This is a genomic window from Salinimicrobium xinjiangense DSM 19287 (assembly GCF_000423585.1).
GTDB classification, from domain to species: Bacteria; Bacteroidota; Bacteroidia; order Flavobacteriales; family Flavobacteriaceae; genus Salinimicrobium; species Salinimicrobium xinjiangense.
The window spans coordinates 19932-40302 of sequence record NZ_AUIG01000026.1 but is presented as its reverse complement, the minus strand read 5'-3'; the positions used below and the strand labels follow the sequence as shown (position 1 = coordinate 40302).

The window sequence follows — 20371 nt, the reverse complement described above, 5'->3', positions numbered from 1 at the left end:
TTGATTAATTCTCTTTAGATTATTCATAAAATCTCTGGAATGAGGTACTTTGCATATCAGTTGAAAAATTATCTTTCACCCTTCGGACTGCATATTCGGAATAATTAGATAATTTGGATGCAGGGAATGCCAGCACTTCGGTTATTTTGATCGCCAATTTCTCTGCTGAAAGAGAATCTACCAAAAGTCCGGATTTTTCATTTTCGATATTTTCAGGAAGGCCTCCTACAGAAAATGCAATACATATCTTTCCCAGGGCCTGAGCTTCTAAAACTGCGTTACAGAATCCTTCGCTTAAACTTGTTTGCACATAGATATCTGCATCATTAATATTTTGAATCGTCTGCGCATGCGAAAGAGCTCCCAGAAAAACAACATGTTTCTCCAGCTTTTTCTCATATACATGAAAGCGGTAACGCTCCTCTTCCTTTTTATCCCCGGCTCCTGCAATTAACCATTCAAATTCAATATTTTTTTCTCTCAAAATTTCTGCTGCAGCTATCAGTATATCCATGCCTTTGATCCAATGCAATCTGGCAACGGTTATAAGTTTTAATTTGTCATTTTTAATCCTGGACCTGGAAAATTTTGGAAGCATCACCGGGTTCACGGCCGGATGTATAATCTCAGCCGGTTTTTCTTTAGGTAAGCCCAGATGCATCGCTTTATTGAGAAGGTATTCAGAAATAGCATGTACCTTATCCACCTTTTTCCAAAACAATTGATAACACCCGGGATTTTTTAATGGATATACGTCTATATCAAAACCTCTAAAACTAACTGCCATTTTAGCTCCAATAGCTTCTGCTATGCATTCCCTCTCCAGTGCCATAGTTGCAAAACCAAAATGAAGCCAATCCACTTCTGCCTTTAGCATGTGGGAATTCAAATATATTTTTTTTAGGATTTTAGATAAAGTCGTGCCTTCTTTCTTTTCGAAACTTATAAATCTCCGGACATTATTAAGAGAACCTACCAGTCCGATGTAAGTGAAAAGCGTATGAAAAATTTGCAATGCAGGGTTTTTGGACAGAGGTGGCCTGGTATATACAGGGCATAAATCAAATCCGATTTCATTCTCCTGACAGTATAAATTTACTTTAAAACCTTTTTCCTGCAGCCCCTTGATCTTTGACCTGAAAAATGTCTCAGTATAACCCGGTGGTTTGGCAAGTACGATCCCTATGGTCATATTACGAGGTTTGTCTTTGATAAAGCTCACATTCAAATTTATCCAGGATAACATTAATTTCCCTGTATTGCTTCGGTGAAAATTTTGCCTGATCCATAACCGAACCTCTTATCTCACTGCCGGGGTGGGTTTTGCTGGAAGGCAAGGTATATCTATTAGGAAGATCGTTTACTGGCTGCAGCTTAAAATGCTCACAAAGTTCCAGGAAATTATTAATGTCGCTTCTCAAATGTTCATGGTAAATAATTCTGGATTTATAAGAATAAGGTTCTCTCGTCTGAAGCGGAATTACATTTTCCAGACACCATCTTAGGGCAAGAACTTCAATTTCAGAATAATTATCGACTTCTTTTAAATTGACCTTAAATTTGGAATAGACCTGTTCCACAAGTTCTTCCTGCTGCTGAAAATGGCTGAGATCATAGAGCCAGGAAAACCTCACCCTTTGCTGGGAATGAATTACGCCATAAGGATTCCGGAGAATATGAATCAGGGGAATTTGAAAATGCTCATTCATAAAATGTGCAGCCAGATTTGCACGAACAAATTTGACAATGATCTTTTTAGGGATCAAAGGCCAGAGATGTCTTTTGAATTTCCTGTTACTGCATTGTGCTATCCAATCATTATCCACCTGATTTAAAAATATCTTTTTGAAATAATTTTCAGTAAGAGGAGAAATATTACGGGAATTGAGATCCTTATCACAGATCAGCTTCCCAAGCTCCGTACTAAATTCATGTTCCGGTTCAAATAAAAGACGATATCGATGCTGCGCTGCAATGGTTTCAGCCAGCCAACTGGTACCGCTTCTGGCAGAACCCACTATTATTATATGTTTATTGTACCTGTTTTTCAAATTAAGAGCAAAGCTTTACATATAGTTTTTCATGATCCTGAATAAACTGATCCATAGAAAAATGTTCTACCGTATATTTTCTTAATGTGTGACCTAATTCCTGTCTGTAAATTTCCCCGCTACCTTTTAGTTCCCTGAGTTTTTTGGCAAGGTCTTTCTCATTGGAGGCTTCGAACATAAGTTTCGGAAAATCTTTCAGAACAAAGTTAATTCCAGAAATAGCAGATCCCAGCACCGGGATACCCATACTCATCGCTTCCACCAAAGCCATTGGCATTCCTTCTTTCCTTCCCTCATCCAGAGTTGGAATAACAAATACGCCGGCCCCGGTGATAAAAGGCCTCACGTCTTTCTGTTTCCCTGTGAATTCCACTTGCTGCTCAAGATCTAACTGACCTGTAAGTTGTCGTAATTTTTCTGAATAAGGATCCCTATCGTTTCCCACTATCTTTAACCTGACCATCTTATCATCAAGTAGATGTACTGCTTTAATTAAAATTTCAATTCCCTTAACAGGAACAAGATTGGCCACTGTGACAATTTTAAAATATTGATCTTCTTCTTTTTTTGTTGAACTGAAGATCTCCGGATTGTAATAACGCGTGTCAATACCTATTGGGATGAGCTGTTGGGATTTTTTGTAAGGAAAGTAATCCCGCATTTCGTGATTTATGGTGATTATGTAATTAGCCATAAAACTTCGTATTTTCCAGTGTCTGTTACCCCAGCTCATCGCTTTCTTGGTATAGATCCATTTTACACCGGCCAATTTTGCTGCCAGGGCTTCTGTCCAGTCACTGCTCCAGTGCCAGGAGTGGATAAGGTCAAAATGATTTTCTTTAAAAAAAGCGATTACAGGCTGCAGCCTTTTAATTAATGTAATATATGGCCGGTAATCAACATTGGTATTCATGATAACAACAGGAACATTCAGCTTCTCTACTTCCTTAAAAAATTCACCTCTGTTATGTTCACAGGCTATGCTAATTTCAAACCTGTTCTTATCCAGGCCTTTGACCAGATCATACACCACCTTGCCGCTACCGGCAGTATCAAAATTCGGAATGGTAAATAAGACCTTAATTCGGCGTTGCATGATTGAATTTTTTATTCCAAACTGATAAGGTCAGCAAGGTACTAACTGAATGGGAGAATTGCACTCCATCCTGCTCTTTGAATTTCTTATAAAATTCTTTGACTATTGCTGGAGGGATAAATTCGCTGAATGAATCTTCATAAAGATAGTTAAGCAAATTCTCCTCATTTTTATTTCCCAGAAATTGCAGTTCCCAATTACGCTGGATATATTTTTTTCCAATCAGGGCAGCAGATTCCCTTTGAACTTTACTAATGACCCTGTAGGGTAAATTATAGGGTACTCTATTAAATGGGTAATTATGCAAATTAAAAGGTTTATGAGCTTCCCAGGTAATTTTACCCAGATCCTTATGCTGTTTTATATAAGAAAGCTGTAAACGCCGGTTCGCAAGAAAAGCTTCAGGTATTTCACAGATGAATTTACACATTCTGTCATCATAATAAGGCAGACTTACAGGATTCGCCCTGGCAAAAATCGCAAGGTTGGTTGAAGTCCAGCGGGGAGCCCAGTACATAGATTTAAAAGCTCTTATCCGCGCACTGGAGTTTTCTATTTTTATAGCTGAAAGTAAAGTTGATATTCTATCTTTAAGATAATCCTCATACCGGCCTTCAAGACCCCAGGCTTCCCAAAGAGAAACCGCCAGTTCCATTCCGCTTTTTTTGACCACTCCTTTTAACAAATAAGACAACTGATCTTTTTCTGCTAAATTTTCGGGAGCCCCTTTATCAAATAATACATCTCCCCAGTGGCCAAGGGAGAATATTCCCTGCAATTTCTTTAATTCCGGCAGCACCGCCATTTGCCGGGGATGTGTGAATTCAGAATAGCATTTATTGATCTCTGCAAGCTCATCGATCTCCTGCCACAGATAGCCGGCTGGAATTTGAATTTCCTTAAATGGGAATTGGCAAACTTCTGCAACTTTCCCGGCTATTTTACTTTCAGGATAGCCTCCGGAAAAAGAATAACTATAGCTCAAAACTTCATTGCCTAACCTTAACAGAGCCAATGCCTGGCTCCTGCTATCAAGGCCTCCTGATAAGGGAAGGATCACGGGGGAATCCTGCACCTGATCTTTTACAATGTGTTCAAATAAGCTTGTAAATTCAGCTAAAGCCTGCTCAAAACTAATTCCCCGAGGCTGGTAATACCATTCAAACCGGGAAGTGCTATTTATTAAAAAACCATCGTTATCCAAAGTATTAATGGTACCCGGCCTCATCACTTTTTTATCTTTCCAATAGGTATCCTGATCAAGAAAAAAACCGGTAGCTGCGAATACACAAATGGCTTTAAGATCCGGCTCGGAGGGGGCATTCCTCACCTTATAAAAGGAAGGGAAAACAGGAATAATGCTGGTTCTAATCTCCTTCATACTTTACTCCTTTGTAAAACTTTTTTGTATAAGCTTTCCATACCCCGGATCATCTGATCATTGGAATGCTGTTCTTCCACTTTTTCCCTTGCAGCGCGTCGAACAATTTCAATTGATCCTTCAGGCAAAGCGGTAAAGAATTCGATCTGTGCTGCTAAAGCCGCCGGATCCCGGGTAGGCACAACCCATCCCTCCCTGGCATGATCAATAAGTTCCTCAACACCCCCACAGGAAGTGCTAATTACCGGAATTCCGAGGGCCATCGCTTCCACCAGCACATTAGGTATACCTTCTTCTAAACTTGAAACGATAAGTAGATCAGCTTCTGTCATAAGCTCGTAAACCTTCTTCTGAGGTAATTTTCCTAAAATATTTACCCGCTCCTCCAGATGGTACATATTCGTTAAAAATAATATTTCCTCATTTCCCTTACCTCCCACAATAGTTATTTCAAACTCAACATCCTTTTTAACAAGGATTGCGCAGGCATGAATTGCATCGTGTAAACCTTTTTTCCAGTGTGGCCTGCCTACTGTAATAAGTTTCAGCTTCTCATTTCTGGAATAATTTTCCTGAAATTGGAAACTTTGGAGGTCTAATCCCGTATAGACAACTTCATCTAACTTTGCAGGTGAATTCCATATTTTATCTCCCTCCTGAGATATGGCCTTAGAGACGGAATGAAAGCCTGATAATTTAGGAAAGATAGAGCTCAGTTTTTGAAAATAGCTATTATTAACAAATGGCTTTACGTTTATCTGATATCCCCGCTGACTAAGAACAACGGGATATTTTCTCTCATTTATTACTTCTTCCAACACCTCCAGAAGAACCGGCCATTGAACATGAATAAGGTCCGGTTCTAATTCATTGAGGAGAACCTCCAAATTCCTCTTTTGCAGGTTTTTTCTATTGCCGAGAACAATTTTCTTTAAAGTGGAAAAAGTTGCAAAAATGTTATATTCAAAAGCAATTTTAAGGCTTTGAAAAATTAACTGAATGTTATTTTGACTACTTCCAAGAGAAAGATATTTTAAATTTTCTTTGGATGAACTTATGTTTCCTCCGAAATGCAGGAGGTAAATATGATGTCCCTCTTCAGCTAAACCTTCCATTAATCTTCTTATAAAGACCGGGGGCTGCAAACTACCTTCAAATATGATAATTTTTAAAGGCATTACTTTATCAAATTTTGAAAGACCTTCTGAACAGAAGTAATTTCGGTTAAAACAGGTACTTCCCTTCTAAAAAACAGATAAACCCTATTCCTCTGCATTTTTTGGATTTCCTTTTCCTGAAACATAAGATTTTTTTCGAAGTAATCCTCAAGCTCTTTATTATCCTTCCTACAATGATTTACTACCTCAATTAAAAACATTTTCAACTTCTCTACCTTTCTCCCGGAGAGATAAGTATTGGGGTGGGACTTAAAATTTTTATATTTTTTCACAAAATCTTCAGAATCAAAAGAATGATAATGCAGTAATAAACCTTTTACTGTAGTTTTAGGTTTTTCACCTTCTCGGTTTGTAAAGCGATGAACATTAAATGGAATTAAGCCTTTATTCAGGCGAATTGCCATTTTACCCATTTGATGACCATACCAATAGATATACTTCTCATGCTTACCGGTAACAGGATCATAAAACTTTTTAAAAATATTCTGAAAATACCTTTTAAATCTCGGTTGAGATTTAAAAAGCGTCTCTTCTGCGAAAACGTTTTGATAAAACTTCTTTGCCTGCAAAACTTCCTTCACCGGGAATTTTACTGCATTATAGTCGGCACTGATTTGAGAGAAAAAATCTTTAAGGTCAGAAATTTTCTCTGTTCCGGTTGCTATTAGTTCATCAGCATCAAGGGAAATAAGCCAGTCAAAACCTTGTTTTTCTGCCTTAATAGAAGCGTCAAAAATATTTAGGCATTGGCGTGCGGTATGATGTTCATCTGCCTGCCTCATAAACTTTTCCAGATAAGAATATTGAAGCAAATTATCGGCAGAAACAGAATCGCTCACTTCCACAAATTGTAAATCTTTGATACTCTCTTTCCCATTGTCTGTAGTGTTATCAAAATAAATATACACCTTCTCTACTCCTATGGCGTGATGATACAGAAGATTTTGCCGCAACAGGCGTTCTTCATTCCTCACAGTAAGAACTATTGCAATCTTCATCAGGAAAGAAATTTTGTTTTTATTAATTCACCTCGATAACAGCAATAGAGTTTAAGGTAAGCGAAGGATAATTTCCTTTTCCTTGAAACGCGGTTTCTTACCCTTTTGAAAAACCGATGAATATAAGGGTTAACCTTTTGATCCAGGGCTCCTTTTTCTTTTTTTGCAGCTAAACGGATAAATCTTACGTGTTCTTCGAAATACCTGGTCAAATAGTCCAAATCCTTTTCTTTTAGATTAGAGAGCCCAGCAGTTTCCTTTCTAAAATAGGCTATTGTTTCCCTATTATCAATAACTGATTTATGCTGGAAAAACTCAAAATAAAACACCCGATCTCCAATGAGCTGAAATGTGGAAAATTGGGATCTGGCGATTTCTTTTAATTCAGGAGCTCTAAAAAGTATTGCACTTACATTAAGAACCGGACAAAATAAGATCTGTTCATTCCCTATTATCTCTACATTTTTTTTAAATACAGGATGCTGGACTTCCCCCTGAATTCCTTGCTGATTAAATTTTAAAGTTTTAGCAACACTTATACTGCCACCTCCTAGCTGCTGAACCTGGACTTCAAGAAAATTGCTTTCACAACTATCATCACTTTCAGCAATCCAGATGATTTCTCCCCGGGCCAGTTCCAGGCCTTTTTTCCACTGCACAAAAGGACTTCCTGTATTTATCCGGTTAATTAAAAATTGCGTTACCTTTTCGTGATCCCGGTATTTTTCAAGTATTTCATGACTTTGATCAGTGGAAGCATCATCGAGAATGATGAGCTCAAAATTTCTATAAGTCTGATTCAGAATACTATCCATCCGCTCCTGTAGATATAGAGCGTGATTATAGTTTGGAAGTATTACAGATACCAGAGGCCTCTCTAACATTTGCTTGTTACTGTTTAGAAGAATATTCAATTAGGTATTTCGAAACAACATTGTCACTTGCATACAGTGGTAAACCTGCTCAGGATCCTGTGCATACCAGTCATCTTCAATGAGTTTTTTAATTGTTTTCTCTTTATACGAAGCTTTTAAAGGCAATAGGTTAATTAAAAGACCATATTTACTTTTACCCAGGATTCCCCTCACTTCCTCAATTTTAAAGTGCCCCTCGAACTCTTTCATCGTCCTTTTTGTAAAAGGCCATTCCCAGTCTTTATCACTTTGAAAAGGCCTGTATAATTTTCTCAGTATTTTTACAGGTGCACTTGTGTCTAATGGATCGTAAGATATCACTGTACCACCAATCTTCAATTTCTGCTTAATTCTTTCAATTAAGATCTCAAGATTTTCAAAATGATGCAAAACCCCATAGGCGTATATAATATCAAAGTCTTTCTCTTCAAAATCTGTGGACAAAAAATCAACTGCAAGTGCTTTTGCTCTATGGCAGTCTGCCTTTCTTAATTTTTTATTTAGGTCCTCAATAGCTCTGTCACTAAGATCAATGCCAATGTATTCTTTGGCATTTTTTGCCATATAAAGGGAAAGTGCGTTTCCCCTAAGACAACCCAGATCCAGGATCTTTTTATCACTTAGATCCCCAAGCCATATTTTGTGTTGCTCATATACCCGGGATTTAATATCAAATGTCCTTCTGAAAGGATCCAAAAACTTGTTTCGCAAACTGAACCACAGCTTAGTGGGCAGACTCTTTTTGGCCTCCCGCGTGGAATTATAAAATTCCTTTTGCCTCTTATTGGCTTTGAGAACTTCTTCCATTTTTTGCTTCATTTCTATTCCTTTGATATATCTTCATAAAAAGCTGTCACCTTCTGAGCAATTTTCTCCCAACTTAGTGTAAGCGCTTTTTCGCGGGAAGATATGGCCATCTCCTGTAAAGTTTCAGGCCTGCTTAATAAGTGGGCTACGGCATCAATATAAGCATTATTATCTCCCTTAGGCAGCAATAGATTTTTTGTTCCCTCCAGGTAGAATCTATTCCCCCCTACATCTGTGCTCACTATCGGAAGACCGCAAGCCAAACCTTCCAGAAGGGAATTACACGCAGTAGCCTCCCTGAGCGGTAAAAAAAGTAGAGAAGAACAATTATAGAGATTTCTCAACTCAAAATCATGAATGTCTGAATGTATTGTAATGCTCCCATGAGGTGTAATTTTATTTTGGTGATCTTTAGGAAGAACTACATGCACCTTTAAACCCTTTACTTTTTCTGAAATCCTGGGAATACAAAAATTGAAAGCATCGAAATCTCTGAGATGGTTGCCGACAAAGATAATTGTGTTTGATTCTTTCTTTACACGATCGGGTGTAAAAAATTCAGTATCCACTCCGTGGGGAATAAAAGCAATGTTCTGCAGCCGGAGCTTTTCTTTTAGAAATTCAACCTGGTTCTCTCCAACTGCAATAGCCCCATGAAGGTTCTGCAATATTTTAAAGTCTGTTATAGTTTGATATAACACCTCCGGCGGCTTGTGAAATGTGCCGCAAAACTTTGTAACCGGGAAGAACTTCCTGAATTTGACGAAATAACGTACATCCCTTTCTGCATTAAGGTAATGAACTACAGAGCTTTCCTTCCTGCTCCTGCGCAAATGTTCCAATAATTCTGCTTCCTTCCAGACGCTCCCGGCATTATACAAACCTCTTTTGTTGGAATGAGGCTTACTCACTAGTTTAGCCACATAATAAGGTAATCGGGTATTTCCATAAATTGAGGTCACAGGCATATAATCAGTCAACCTGCTATAACCAGATTTACCTGCATGGTTTTGGGAACGATGATGTATATGTATTAGGTTCGAAGGCATTATTCTTTTTATTCCAAAATTCATGGAAGGTACCAGAAAATAATTCAAATTTAAGTTTTGAAATTTAAAACTGAATCTACAGAATCTTCTAAAGCTTGATAGGTTGCATTAAGACTATAAGAGGCTTCCACCTTTTCCCTGGCTCTTTTAGGCAATTCCACCTGTGATTCCTCATTTTTAAAATACTTTAAAACATCTTCACTAAAATCTTCAGGAGTAGTTAAAATCCCATTTTTCCAATGCTCTATAACATCTACGGGACCACCGGAATCATTAATGGCTACTACAGGGGTTCCACAAGCCATAGCTTCTATCATTACCATTCCAAAGGTTTCTTTATTACTCGGGAGAGTGAATAAGTCAGCCTTTTGGAGAAAAGGAATTAATTCTGAATGTTCCATTTCACCCAAAAACCTCACATTTCTTTCCAGTTGTAACTCGACTATTAATTGCTCTAAAAAAGCAAAATAAGGTTTAGCACTTATGGGACCAATAATATCAAAGTGAGCATCGATAAAGCCGTTAGTAACTAATTTTTTAACAGCATCAATAGCTAAGTGAATTCCTTTTAATTCCACAATTCTTCCAACATATAATAGTTTGGGATCTTCATTCTTTTTTACCCTAGGCTTGAATATATTACAATCAACTCCCAAAGGAAAAACCCGAATATCTAAATTTTTAAAAAGATCCATTTGATGCATCCCCACTTTTTGAGACTGTGTGTGGACCAGAATATGATGTGCATTTTTATAATACTCACGATTCCTAATATGATCACTGTAATGCTGTCCTCCCAACATGGCAATATATACTTTATCCCTGCTTTTAATTACCTTGGATAACTCGTAAGAAAAAGGACTTGAATGGCCCGACATATTTATAATGGTAACATCAGGTGTTTTCTCCTTATAGTACCTTAAACAAGAGGAAGAGCTTTGTTTCTTCCATTTTTTATGGTCCCCACTCCACTTATATCGCACCGGGTAAAACCTATAGATGACATCTTCTATTTTAAAAGAGTATCCCCGTGATCTTGAGGTGAAATATTCCATCGAACATTCAAAATTTCTCTTTTTGGATAGAATCTGTAAAGCTTTCAAATGAGGCTGACTATGAATCGTTGGCAGATTCTTTTCATTTAGTCCTACTACCTCAGGAGTAAATGGGTGAAGAATTGATATTCTCATAGAACAAATATACTGATAACGGAAAAGGAAGAAGCCGGAGTTTAAGTTAAATGGATAAAAAGTTGACCACCCGAATTCTAATGAATTTAATCAAAAAAATGTTTTAGTCTTTTTTCAACTTTATAAGAGCCCTTCCCAAAAAAGATAAAGATCCTGCCCCAAAATTGTAACTCTAGACTTAGTGCAAAATTTATCCTTCGAACTAACGGGATTAATTCACCTATTAAATATACTGAATTTGAAGTCTGTCTTGTATCCAGAGATCTGAAAAACATCGACATAAGTCTTTTATAGTAGAAATTTATAAGCTCAGTATCTTTAGTTTCAATACCGCGGGAAAGATTTTGAAGAGCGACATAAATAACAGAGAACCTAAAAGCAGGATCAGGCTTTTCATTCTGCTTTGTTTTACTTGCATCGTGCTGGCGGTAAAGAAATAAAGGTTTATCAATAATGATATGAGAAGGTTCGGGATGCCTATAAAAGATCCTAAGAAACAGTTCAGTTTCATCTCCATACTCCAGGCCAGGCAAAAACAAAATTTTGTCTTTAAAAATTTTCCGGTTAAACAGGACAGAGTTAGTTACCAGCTTGAGTTCATACAGGGCATAACTCCTAAACAGATTAACGGATTTTTTTAGGGACACTGCCGTTTTCCTGTTCAGCAATGGATCAACAGGAAAAAAGGAACAGATCACTACCTCCACTCCTTGATTCATGTAGGAAATGCGTTCAGAAAGAAAATTGGGCAACATTACGTCGTCATCATCAAACCAATTAATATAGATACCTTTACTTATACTAAATCCGTAATTCCTACAATTGTTAGCTCCATTTTGTAATGAATCAGGCCTTTTAAAATACTTTATTCGTTCATCCTTACTACAATAAAAATCAACTAATTCTTTGGTATAATCCGTTGAGCCATCATCTACAATTATACACTCCCAATTCGAATATTGTTGAGCCAAAATTGATTCTAATGTCTCACCAATGAAAGCGCATCTGTTGTAGGTAGGGACAATAATGGATACTAACGGATTCATTTCTTACTCAGGACCTTTTTAATTTCACTTCGGAATTTGTTGGGAGGTTGTTTCGGAGCAATCCTGGAGATCAATATATACAATTTCAACAGAAGATATTTTTGAAAAGATAAATATCCGGCCTTATAAAATCTGTTCAAAAGCTTATCCATTTCCTGGAACAGGCCAAAATCTATAACCTTCAGAAAATTTTGTCTTAGATAATTATTAAAAGCTGGTTTGGATGCAGGAAAACTCATTAGGACTGAAAAAAAATAATTTATAATTTTTATTCTTTCATTGTATATGGTTCCATTCACAAAGTTTATCGCAGTCGTGTTACTTCCGTGAATTCGTCTATAATTCAAAGGCTTATTAAGATAAATGATCTCATGCTTGAGAAATAATGAAAGATAGGAGAATTGATCACCCGTGTTTTTATATTTCTTTAATTCCAAAATATCTACTGTTTCTTTGAATTTCTTCAAATTAAAGAGAACAGCACTCACATTCAGGATCAACATGTTATCTATAAAATATTGTGGAGCTTTTGTCTTGTCACTAAAGAGGTGAAAATCTGATTTAATTGAATTAATAAGTTTGTGACGTTCAGAAATTCTTTCCTTGATATTAGAATCCTGATCGACATTAAACGAGTCAGTAAAAACTAATCCTGCATTTTCATGTTCTTCTGCCAGTTTTACAGTTTCTTCCAGAAATGTTTCGTGAGCAAAGTCATCACTTTCTGCAATCCAAAGATATTTTCCTCTAGCCAGGTGGATCCCTTTAACCCATTGTCTAAAAACCGATCCTGAATTCTTCCGGTTCGAAATTACCGCCTTCACCCTCGGATGCTCTTTGTAATGATTAAGAATCTCCAGACTTTCATCCGTAGAACCATCGTCAAGTAAAAACACTTCAAAACTAGTATAAGTCTGTTTTAAAATACTCTCAATTCTTTGTCTTAAAAAATCAGCATGATTGTAATTGGGAACTATAACTGAAACGAGAGGACAATTGGACATAATCTTCATTCGATTAGGGTCTCTACCAGGGAATTTAGATACTACTGACGAAGATAACGATATAACCTACCAATTGGATGGTATTGCTTTAGAAGCTTCTTTTGAGTTTTGTAACCAAGGTACCAGAAAAAATTCCTATACAAGAGCCGGTAATACTTTTCATAATCTTTCGAGATCTTGTTTTTATTGACATTCGTAGCCTGGGCAGGATGAATCCTGAAGGCAACTAATTCCTTGTCTACAATAAGGATCTTGTGGTGTTTTAATATGCGGTAGTAAAATTCAATATCCAAAACCTGAATAAGATCTTCTCTAAAGAATCCGGTTCTTTGGATCAGATCCCGCGCGAATAAAACTGTGGAAGGTTCTCCAACCTTGTTATTTTTTATGAATTTTTCATCTTTTAGAAATTGTGAATGGTAGGTATATAATCCTTTTTTATTCAACTCAATTCCCTCCTGAAGATTTCCATAATTATTTTTCCAGCTCTCTGTTTCTGCAGAAGCTTCCCCTTCTATCAAGATGGATCGTTTACAGGCCACAAGGCCTACTTTTTCGTCATTGATTAAGATCTCAACTAGTTCTTCCACGCAGGTTGGATAAAGAATGTCGTCCTGAAATAAAAACTTAATATATTCCCCACCGGAATTTTTGATGCAATTATTCCAGTTAGCCCCTATCCCAGAAGGTTCGTGGTGATATATCCTCACGGGGATATTGGTGCTATGCTTGAATTTTTTGATCAGCCTGAGAGTATTGTCCTTTGAGTCATCATCTGAAATAATTATTTCCAGGTTTTTATAGGTCTGTGCATTTGCAGATTCGAGTGCTTCTGAAACATATTTTTCCCCATTAAAAGTGGGAATACAAATCGATACCAATGGAAGGTTTTTCACTGAAGGAATTTATTTTTTGAATTTATGAGAAATGAACTTATGGATTTTAAGCACAAATCTTACCACCTTTAAAAATCCTAGCAAAATAAATGATCCTTCCTTTTGGGATTGTTCTATGGCAAGGTAACAGATATCTCTTCTGGCTGCAGGAGGTAATTCCGCAAAACCATGAGTAAGCAATTTTAAATTTTTCCGCTTAAGAAAAAGTATATCTTCATTAAGTGAGCTTAAACCACCGTCAGCATAATTCGCAATTATTTCGTCAGTATAATACTTCTTAATACGGGAAGAGTAGAACCATCGGATGTTATGATCCCAATCTGCCCAAATTTTATATTTGAGATTAAACTTACCTATTTTTTTAAAAACACTTTTTCTAAAAAAGATGGATTGGTGACAAATGTTCTTAGTGGCCAGTTTGTAATATGAAAATTCTTCATCATAGGGATGTTCAAATCTTGTAGATTGAACATTTCCATATATCACATCATGGGTTTTAGCTGCTCGAAGAGAAAAAATCTTTTCTAAAACATGTGAATTAAAAAGTGAGTCATCACTCCCCATAAAAAAAAGCCATTCCCCTTTAGCTAAACTGATCCCTTTGTTCATGGCATCATATATTCCTTTATCAGGTTCAGAAACCACAGTGAGAACTTGAAAATCTGATTTATATTTTTGTGCAATTTCTAGAGTGTTATCTGTAGACACTCCATCTATTATCAGAACCTCCAGATCCTTAAATACCTGGCTTTTAATACTGTCCAGAGCTATAGAAAGAGAAGCTGCTGAATTATACGTAGGAATAATTATACTTATATGGATTTTGTTTTTTGCCAATATTATATTTTTATAGCCACCGCAAAAAATGTGACTTTGCTTTAATAATATAACTGAATACTATTATTTGGTGTTTTCTAAAATTTCCTGGAAAAGATTAATATAATTGTTCGCCTGAACTTGGAGTCCATATTTTTTAACTGCTTGTTGCCTGATCATTGTTGGATCAAAGATTTCAAGGGAATTTAAAAAATCATTTAAAGTTTGGGAAAGAGACGAAGCACTAATTTCTGGGGTTACCATACCATTAATCCCTTCCTCAATTATTTCAGGAATACCTCCTACCGGGAATCCCACAACCGGCGTACCGCACATAATAGATTCCAAAACTGTATTGGGCAAATTATCCATTAAAGAGGGAATAACAAATACATCGGCAGCTGAATATGCATAACTCATTTCCTTCTCATCTTGTATTTCTCCTAACGCAATGTAATTTAAATCCAGTAATGTCTCTGAATGGCTTCCCACCGCACAAAGAACTACATCAGCTCTATTTAATTTTGTTAGTGCTTTTATGAGAAAGATAAAACCCTTTCTGTTATTCTTAATTGAATCTGCAACAAATAAAATTACTTTCTTATTTAATGGAATGTTTAACTTATTTCTTGAAGCAATTTTATCTTTAGGGGAAAAAATATCTTGATCTAAACCATAGGGAATATGATAAACTGGCCTCCCCTTAAAGATCTCACTTTTTCTCGCCTTTTCGGCCAACCATTTTGATGGAGCGACTAAAGTTAAATTCTCTACCAGCGATACTACCTTTTTTTTGTATTCAACATTTTTATTTATAACACGCAATTCTTCTTCTGAATATTTTCTTTTTAAAGGAAGTCCTGAATCATTAATGCCATAAAATTCTTCTTCATAATGTTCACCTCCACTAATGGGATTCATATCGTGAAGTGTCCAAACTACCGGCTTTTTGTTCTTTTTAAAGAATGACTTGAAATCGAGAAACTGAGCAACCCAGTGAAGGTTTATAATATCAGCTTCTTTGTATAAGGGTGAATTTGTTATATCAAATCGGGTTTCAGGAAAGCTAAACATTTCCAGTCTTTTGGGTCTGCTCTGTAAAAATTCGGCGTTATGATCCATAACTTTACCAGGCTTATATATCTTTAATTCCTGCGCCAGTCTTCTTATTTTTCTTTTAATCTTATGCTTTAAGGAGAATTTTGGCTCAATTTGGTCAAACTCGTAGCTTTCCGGCCAGTTGTGCTGCTTATGTTTTAATAGAACTTTAGAATGCACACCCCCATTCAGTAGAGCAAGATGTAACCTTTTACATGAATTGGCTGCTCCACCCTTGTCGAATGTATTTACAAGTAAGATTTTCAATTTCAATATATTTTGAAAGCATAAATATTTAATTGCATATCCATATTATTATAGGTGTTCAATTTCACAAAAGGAGATTTGCTCGAAATACCCGGTGAGTTAATATGAAGTCTGAATCCTGCAGAGATCAAAATATTTAAAACTTCATCTAAATTCTGGGGTTTATCCTTAAAGGAATGGTACTCAATGAATATACGCTTCACTTTATCCAGATTATGTTGTATATCCCTTAGCACTACTGTTTCGGCCCCCTCTATATCTAATTTCAACAAATCTACTTCCTGGTTTAGAAATCTCTTTAAAGAAACTGTTTCTATTTTGACAGAAGCCTTATTCGCACTATCGACCTTTGTTAATAGTCCGCCATCTGCTCCTTCAGACCAGAAATCCAATTCTCCTTCCATATCCCATAAACCTTTGTTGACCAGGTTTACTTCTTTATAATTGAATTTGTCAATATTTACCCTAAGAAATTCAAAAATTTCAGGATCAGGTTCAAAGGCAATTATTTTTGAATGAGGATATAGTTTTTTGAAATAAGTGGTAGAAAGACCTATGTTGGCTCCCCCGTCAATTATATATGGGGCTTTCTTTCCTGTATAAAACTTATAGATTTCATGTACGAAGATCTCCCTATACATAAAATTGAATGAAGCCAGATCGGGTATATCAAACTCCTTCCCTAAAACCTGCTTCTTAGTCTTTGTATAGCGGGGAAATTGGTATACGTTCTTAGGATGCTTAATATCACGATTTAATTTCCGGCGGGCGAACTGAATAAATTCCGGGGGCATTCTTCGTTTCAAAAATCCCATGATCCCCCCATTCCTTTTTACTTCAGAATGATAAGTACCTTTCTTAATATTTTCTACTATATCCCTTTCCAGGATAACTGCTTTTCTTTTAACCTCTATTTTTTCATCAGGTTTCTCAGAGCTATTATAATGGGAAGGTATTGAAGAGCCGGAATGGATCCCGGTACCATCGAAGCCAATATTTCTGAGCAACGAGGTATTGGGGAAAAGAAAAACACCTTTTTTTAAAAACATGGAAGCATAAAAGCAAATCGCCCAGGAATCAATCTTGCCTTTTACCTGATCCCGCAACATATCATAAAAGGAAATATTCCCAAAGTCAAGTTCTTTACCAGTTTCTCTTGAATTTATTTCTGCCAGTAATGCTTTAGCATCAAAATTAATCTTATTCCATCTGTCTGCCCAGGTTCCATACCCCCAGGAACTCATTACAGGCAAAAAAAATGTGGATTTCTGGATTTTGTTAGCAGAATGGAATTTATATCCTGAAATTCCAAAAACTTCCTTCTGGCTTTCATATTTATTTAAACCGTCGTTTAGAAACTCCAGAAAATACCTACCTCCAATCAGGTCATCTTCAAGTACAATTACTTTACCATATTCAGAGATAATTTCAGATACACCCGTTATGACAGATTGAGCCAATCCTAAATTCCGGTCTCTTTCAATAATCTCTACTTCTCCACACCATTTTTCTTCACGTATTAACTCCCGAACTTCATGAATCCCGGAAATCTCATTATGATCGGCATTTTGTTGGGGGCCATCACTAAAAATATAAAGTTTGCTGTCCCCGGCCAGTGTATTGGATTTTAAAGATTCAAGTACCTGCCTGGTATGCCATGGCCGCTTATAAACAAATAATATTATAGGAGCTAAATTCATTTTTTAACAGCATCAACAATTAAAGATGTATAATTTAGCTTTCCGTTCTTATTTCTTTCATCAAATTGTTTAGAACGCTTTACTTTACCATCTTTAATATCCCAATTTTTGGAATGAAAATTTCCTTTCTCGTCCCAATATTCTAACAAATAAACCTCAAATCCTACTTCCTGAAGCTTAAAAGAAAGAGTTTGATAATTATATAAAATTTTATGGTCTTCAGAGCCAATTCCGTTACCATTAGGTTTTACATATTCTATATATTCTTTTGAAGGATGAAATCCGTCAGGCACTGCGATTCTAAGTTTACCTTTTCTTCTTAAGAAAGAATAACAATTTTCGTTAGCAGCACTAGCTTCTTCTTCCGTCAAATGCTCCCATACATGTTCAGCAAATATGTTCTCAACTTTTAAATTACCTAATAACTTGCTCCAACTATTCTTCTTTGAAATATCCAAAATATTTTTATCGCATGAAAACCAACTTTCATCAAACTCGGTGTAACCAGAACCAACGTTTAATTTTTGCGTACGTTTAACATGGTTTTTATATTTAAGAAACTCATATTTCTCTTTATACTTTTTGTATAATCTTTGAACTTTACGTCTAGCTTTTTCAAGCAATTTATTAATTCTCCCTTTCATCGAAAATCTATTAAAAATTGGATGGCAAATACCAATGATGACTTACTAAGACACTAACATGACTTTTCGGAACAGTTTTACCTGTACCAAAAAAATCTCCATCAATTACTTCAATATTGAAGGCATTTTGCAACCAATCAGCAATATTTTCATTTTCCCATACTATAACACTACAGTTGTACTCTCCTCCCATAAAAGGTAGTTTCTCTATTACACATCCAAAGATAATTTCGTCTGAATCATTTAAACTGAACGATTCATTGGTAAGCTGAGACATAAACGTAGCCAATAATTCTCCATTTTTTTTATATACAGTAAATGAAACTTTAAGATTTTCAAGATTTTTTCTTTTCACTCTACACTTAAATTTAAAAATTACTTTCTGTCCACTAATTAAGGAAGTAAGCCTATTATTCCTGTGATCAGTAATTGAATAATCAATAAATTCCAATTTCCCATTTCCTTCGCGATCTTGTCTATCCTGAAAATTTTTAGTAATGAAAGAATTTTTATTATTTAAATAAAAATTTATTGCATCATTTGTATCACCCTTAAAATTAATTACCCCCTTGTCCATAACAATTGTTCTCGTGCATAAGCTTTGAATACTGGCCATATTATGGCTTACAAAAAGTACAGTTCTCCCCTGTCCATGAGAAAGATCCTGCATTTTTCCAATGGCTTTTTTCTGAAATTCTGCATCTCCTACTGCCAAAACCTCATCAACTACCAAGATCTCAGGTTCGAGATGGGCTGCCACAGCAAACCCTAGTCGAACAGTCATCCCGCTACTATACCTTTTAATTGGGGTATCTATATACATCTCACAGCCGGAAAAATCAATAATTTCATCAAGCTTTCTATTTATTTCTGCCTTGGTCATTCCCAGCACCGCTCCATTCATGTAGATATTTTCCCTGCCGGTGAGCTCCCCATGAAATCCTGTTCCTACCTCCAGGAGAGATGCAATGCGCCCTCTCGTTTTAATATTGCCGGTGGTTGGGGAAGTTACCCGGGACAAAATTTTTAATAAAGTTGACTTACCGGCTCCATTCTGACCAATCAAACCTAAAACCTCTCCTTCTTTTACTTCAAAATTTATATCTTTTAGTGCCCAAACATAATCTTCTACAGCTTTTTTGTCCCGGTAATTCGTTGCCCCCATTTTAAGATAGGGATCTTCCTTTCCCTTAATCATATGCCACCATCGGTTGAGGTCATGTTTTAAACTTCCTGTCCCCACCAGTCCGAGTCTATATTGTTTTGATATATTCTGAGCTGTTAAAATAGTCCTCATCTTATAAAATTATCCATTCTTAGCAATGGGTATTAAACAGTATCAATGAAATTCTTTTCAGTTCTGTTGAAGGTAATCAGACCCGCGAAAAACAGAATTAATGAAATGGCTAGGGTATAGAAAAATGAACCCCAGGTAAAGATACCGGTATCCAGGATCATATACCTGAAACCTTCAATAATATGTGTTAACGGATTATATTGAACTATCCAGGCATATTCGGGCATTTCTTTTTCTACTTCTGCCAATGGATAGGGTACAGCAGATATATATATCAATAAAGAAGTAGCGAAACCTACCAGAATTGAAAGATCCCGATATTTAGTTGTAAAAGCAGAGATTATCATTCCAAGCCCTAAACCCATTAACGCCATCATAACAATGTATACTGGAAAAAGCAATAAATTGATATTGGGTTTTATTTCTATACCGGTCCAAAGGATATAAAAATAAGCGAAGAGCAAAATCCCTATCTGGATCCCGAATTTAAAAAGATTTGTAATTACATTGGAAATAGGCATTATAACCCTGGGGAAATACACTTTTCCAAAAATACCTGCGTTTGATTTAAAAGTATTAGAAGTGCCTGTTAAACATTGAGCAAAATAATTCCACGCAGTTATACCTGTAAGATTAAACAGGAATGGAGGAATTTCCCCAGTGGGAATATTGGCAATTTTATTAAAAACAAGGGTAAAGGTTATAGCGGTAAATATTGGCTGAATGAAATACCATAAAGGACCAAGAATCGTCTGCTTATAGACCGTAATAATATTTCGTTTCACGAACAGCATCAGCAGATCCCTGTAGCGCCATATTTCTCCAAAATTAAGATCAATCAATTTGCGTTTTGGAGAAATCTCATAGAGCCAACCCTCTTCATTTTCTGTCATTTAAAACATTTATTAAAAGTCCGAAGGTAAAAGTTTTGTTGTTGTC

At 36.2% G+C, this 20371-nt stretch carries 19 protein-coding genes; all 19 read right to left on the bottom strand.

Features of this window, described 5'->3' with window-relative positions:
• Window positions 1-19: 19 nt before the first annotated feature.
• Window positions 20-1222 carry a glycosyltransferase family 4 protein gene (locus tag G564_RS0110860; RefSeq protein ID WP_245583685.1) on the bottom strand — a complete coding sequence of 401 codons (1203 nt, stop codon included), beginning with the start codon at window positions 1220-1222 and terminating at the stop codon, window positions 20-22.
• Window positions 1194-2051, bottom strand: coding sequence for a sulfotransferase family protein (locus tag G564_RS0110855; RefSeq protein ID WP_029037685.1), 858 nt, complete (start codon window positions 2049-2051; stop codon window positions 1194-1196). The genes G564_RS0110860 and G564_RS0110855 overlap by 29 nt, the downstream gene beginning before the upstream one ends.
• A gap of 1 nt (window position 2052) precedes the next feature.
• Entirely contained in the window at window positions 2053-3147 is a 1095-nt protein-coding gene (locus tag G564_RS0110850) for a glycosyltransferase family 4 protein (protein WP_029037684.1), read from the bottom strand.
• Window positions 3131-4528, bottom strand: coding sequence for an asparagine synthase-related protein (locus tag G564_RS0110845; protein WP_029037683.1), 1398 nt, complete (start codon window positions 4526-4528; stop codon window positions 3131-3133). The genes G564_RS0110850 and G564_RS0110845 overlap by 17 nt, the downstream gene beginning before the upstream one ends.
• Complete coding sequence (locus G564_RS0110840; protein ID WP_029037682.1) at window positions 4525-5706, bottom strand: glycosyltransferase family 4 protein; 1182 nt, start codon at window positions 5704-5706, stop codon at window positions 4525-4527. The genes G564_RS0110845 and G564_RS0110840 overlap by 4 nt, the downstream gene beginning before the upstream one ends.
• Window positions 5706-6704, bottom strand: a complete 999-nt coding sequence (locus tag G564_RS0110835) for a glycosyltransferase family 2 protein (protein ID WP_029037681.1) — start codon at window positions 6702-6704, stop codon at window positions 5706-5708. The genes G564_RS0110840 and G564_RS0110835 overlap by 1 nt, the downstream gene beginning before the upstream one ends.
• Complete coding sequence (locus G564_RS19940) at window positions 6704-7588, bottom strand: glycosyltransferase family 2 protein (RefSeq protein ID WP_029037680.1); 885 nt, start codon at window positions 7586-7588, stop codon at window positions 6704-6706. Before G564_RS19940 ends, G564_RS0110835 begins: the two co-directional genes overlap by 1 nt.
• Before the next feature lie 30 nt (window positions 7589-7618).
• Entirely contained in the window at window positions 7619-8425 is an 807-nt protein-coding gene (locus G564_RS0110825) for a class I SAM-dependent methyltransferase (RefSeq protein WP_029037679.1), read from the bottom strand.
• Between the two features lie 14 nt (window positions 8426-8439).
• Entirely contained in the window at window positions 8440-9522 is a 1083-nt protein-coding gene (locus G564_RS0110820) for a glycosyltransferase family 4 protein (RefSeq protein WP_156879215.1), read from the bottom strand.
• A gap of 2 nt (window positions 9523-9524) precedes the next feature.
• Window positions 9525-10178, bottom strand: a complete 654-nt coding sequence (locus tag G564_RS20490) for a glycosyltransferase family 4 protein (RefSeq protein ID WP_169578126.1) — start codon at window positions 10176-10178, stop codon at window positions 9525-9527.
• Between the two features lie 572 nt (window positions 10179-10750).
• Window positions 10751-11710, bottom strand: a complete 960-nt coding sequence (locus G564_RS0110810; protein ID WP_084625626.1) for a glycosyltransferase family 2 protein — start codon at window positions 11708-11710, stop codon at window positions 10751-10753.
• Complete coding sequence (locus G564_RS19935; RefSeq protein ID WP_084625625.1) at window positions 11707-12723, bottom strand: glycosyltransferase family 2 protein; 1017 nt, start codon at window positions 12721-12723, stop codon at window positions 11707-11709. The genes G564_RS0110810 and G564_RS19935 overlap by 4 nt, the downstream gene beginning before the upstream one ends.
• A gap of 32 nt (window positions 12724-12755) precedes the next feature.
• Window positions 12756-13610, bottom strand: a complete 855-nt coding sequence (locus G564_RS19110) for a glycosyltransferase family 2 protein (RefSeq protein WP_051205413.1) — start codon at window positions 13608-13610, stop codon at window positions 12756-12758.
• Window positions 13611-13619: 9 nt separating this feature from the next.
• Window positions 13620-14447 carry a glycosyltransferase family 2 protein gene (locus tag G564_RS19105; protein WP_051205411.1) on the bottom strand — a complete coding sequence of 276 codons (828 nt, stop codon included), beginning with the start codon at window positions 14445-14447 and terminating at the stop codon, window positions 13620-13622.
• 63 nt (window positions 14448-14510) lie between these two features.
• On the bottom strand, window positions 14511-15791 hold the full coding sequence (locus G564_RS0110790; protein ID WP_037373869.1) for a glycosyltransferase: 1281 nt from the start codon (window positions 15789-15791) through the stop codon (window positions 14511-14513).
• 2 nt (window positions 15792-15793) lie between these two features.
• Complete coding sequence (locus G564_RS19930; protein WP_051205410.1) at window positions 15794-17491, bottom strand: FkbM family methyltransferase; 1698 nt, start codon at window positions 17489-17491, stop codon at window positions 15794-15796.
• Window positions 17488-18135: a class I SAM-dependent methyltransferase gene (locus G564_RS0110775; RefSeq protein WP_051205408.1), complete on the bottom strand. Its 648-nt coding sequence runs from the start codon at window positions 18133-18135 to the stop codon at window positions 17488-17490. Before G564_RS0110775 ends, G564_RS19930 begins: the two co-directional genes overlap by 4 nt.
• 10 nt (window positions 18136-18145) lie before the next feature.
• Window positions 18146-19432, bottom strand: a complete 1287-nt coding sequence (locus tag G564_RS0110770; protein ID WP_029037673.1) for an ABC transporter ATP-binding protein — start codon at window positions 19430-19432, stop codon at window positions 18146-18148.
• Window positions 19433-19464: 32 nt separating this feature from the next.
• Window positions 19465-20325 (bottom strand): ABC transporter permease, encoded by an 861-nt coding sequence (locus tag G564_RS0110765; RefSeq protein WP_029037672.1) that lies wholly within the window; start codon window positions 20323-20325, stop codon window positions 19465-19467.
• Between the last annotated feature and the right edge of the window lie 46 nt (window positions 20326-20371).

Excerpts from the sequence above, each read along its gene's own strand:
- G564_RS0110850 (WP_029037684.1), bottom strand. The coding sequence starts at position 3,147 with ATGCAACGCCGAATTAAGGTCTTATTTACCATTCCGAATTTTGATACT.
- G564_RS0110845 (WP_029037683.1), bottom strand. The coding sequence starts at position 4,528 with ATGAAGGAGATTAGAACCAGCATTATTCCTGTTTTCCCTTCCTTTTAT.
- G564_RS0110840 (WP_029037682.1), bottom strand. The coding sequence starts at position 5,706 with ATGCCTTTAAAAATTATCATATTTGAAGGTAGTTTGCAGCCCCCGGTC.
- G564_RS0110835 (WP_029037681.1), bottom strand. The coding sequence starts at position 6,704 with ATGAAGATTGCAATAGTTCTTACTGTGAGGAATGAAGAACGCCTGTTG.
- G564_RS19940 (WP_029037680.1), bottom strand. The coding sequence starts at position 7,588 with ATGTTAGAGAGGCCTCTGGTATCTGTAATACTTCCAAACTATAATCAC.
- G564_RS0110825 (WP_029037679.1), bottom strand. The coding sequence starts at position 8,425 with ATGGAAGAAGTTCTCAAAGCCAATAAGAGGCAAAAGGAATTTTATAAT.
- G564_RS20490 (WP_169578126.1), bottom strand. The coding sequence starts at position 10,178 with ATGCATCAAATGGATCTTTTTAAAAATTTAGATATTCGGGTTTTTCCT.
- G564_RS0110810 (WP_084625626.1), bottom strand. The coding sequence starts at position 11,710 with ATGAATCCGTTAGTATCCATTATTGTCCCTACCTACAACAGATGCGCT.
- G564_RS19935 (WP_084625625.1), bottom strand. The coding sequence starts at position 12,723 with ATGAAGATTATGTCCAATTGTCCTCTCGTTTCAGTTATAGTTCCCAAT.
- G564_RS19930 (WP_051205410.1), bottom strand. The coding sequence starts at position 17,491 with ATGAATTTAGCTCCTATAATATTATTTGTTTATAAGCGGCCATGGCAT.
- G564_RS0110775 (WP_051205408.1), bottom strand. The coding sequence starts at position 18,135 with ATGAAAGGGAGAATTAATAAATTGCTTGAAAAAGCTAGACGTAAAGTT.
- G564_RS0110770 (WP_029037673.1), bottom strand. The coding sequence starts at position 19,432 with ATGAGGACTATTTTAACAGCTCAGAATATATCAAAACAATATAGACTC.
- G564_RS0110765 (WP_029037672.1), bottom strand. The coding sequence starts at position 20,325 with ATGACAGAAAATGAAGAGGGTTGGCTCTATGAGATTTCTCCAAAACGC.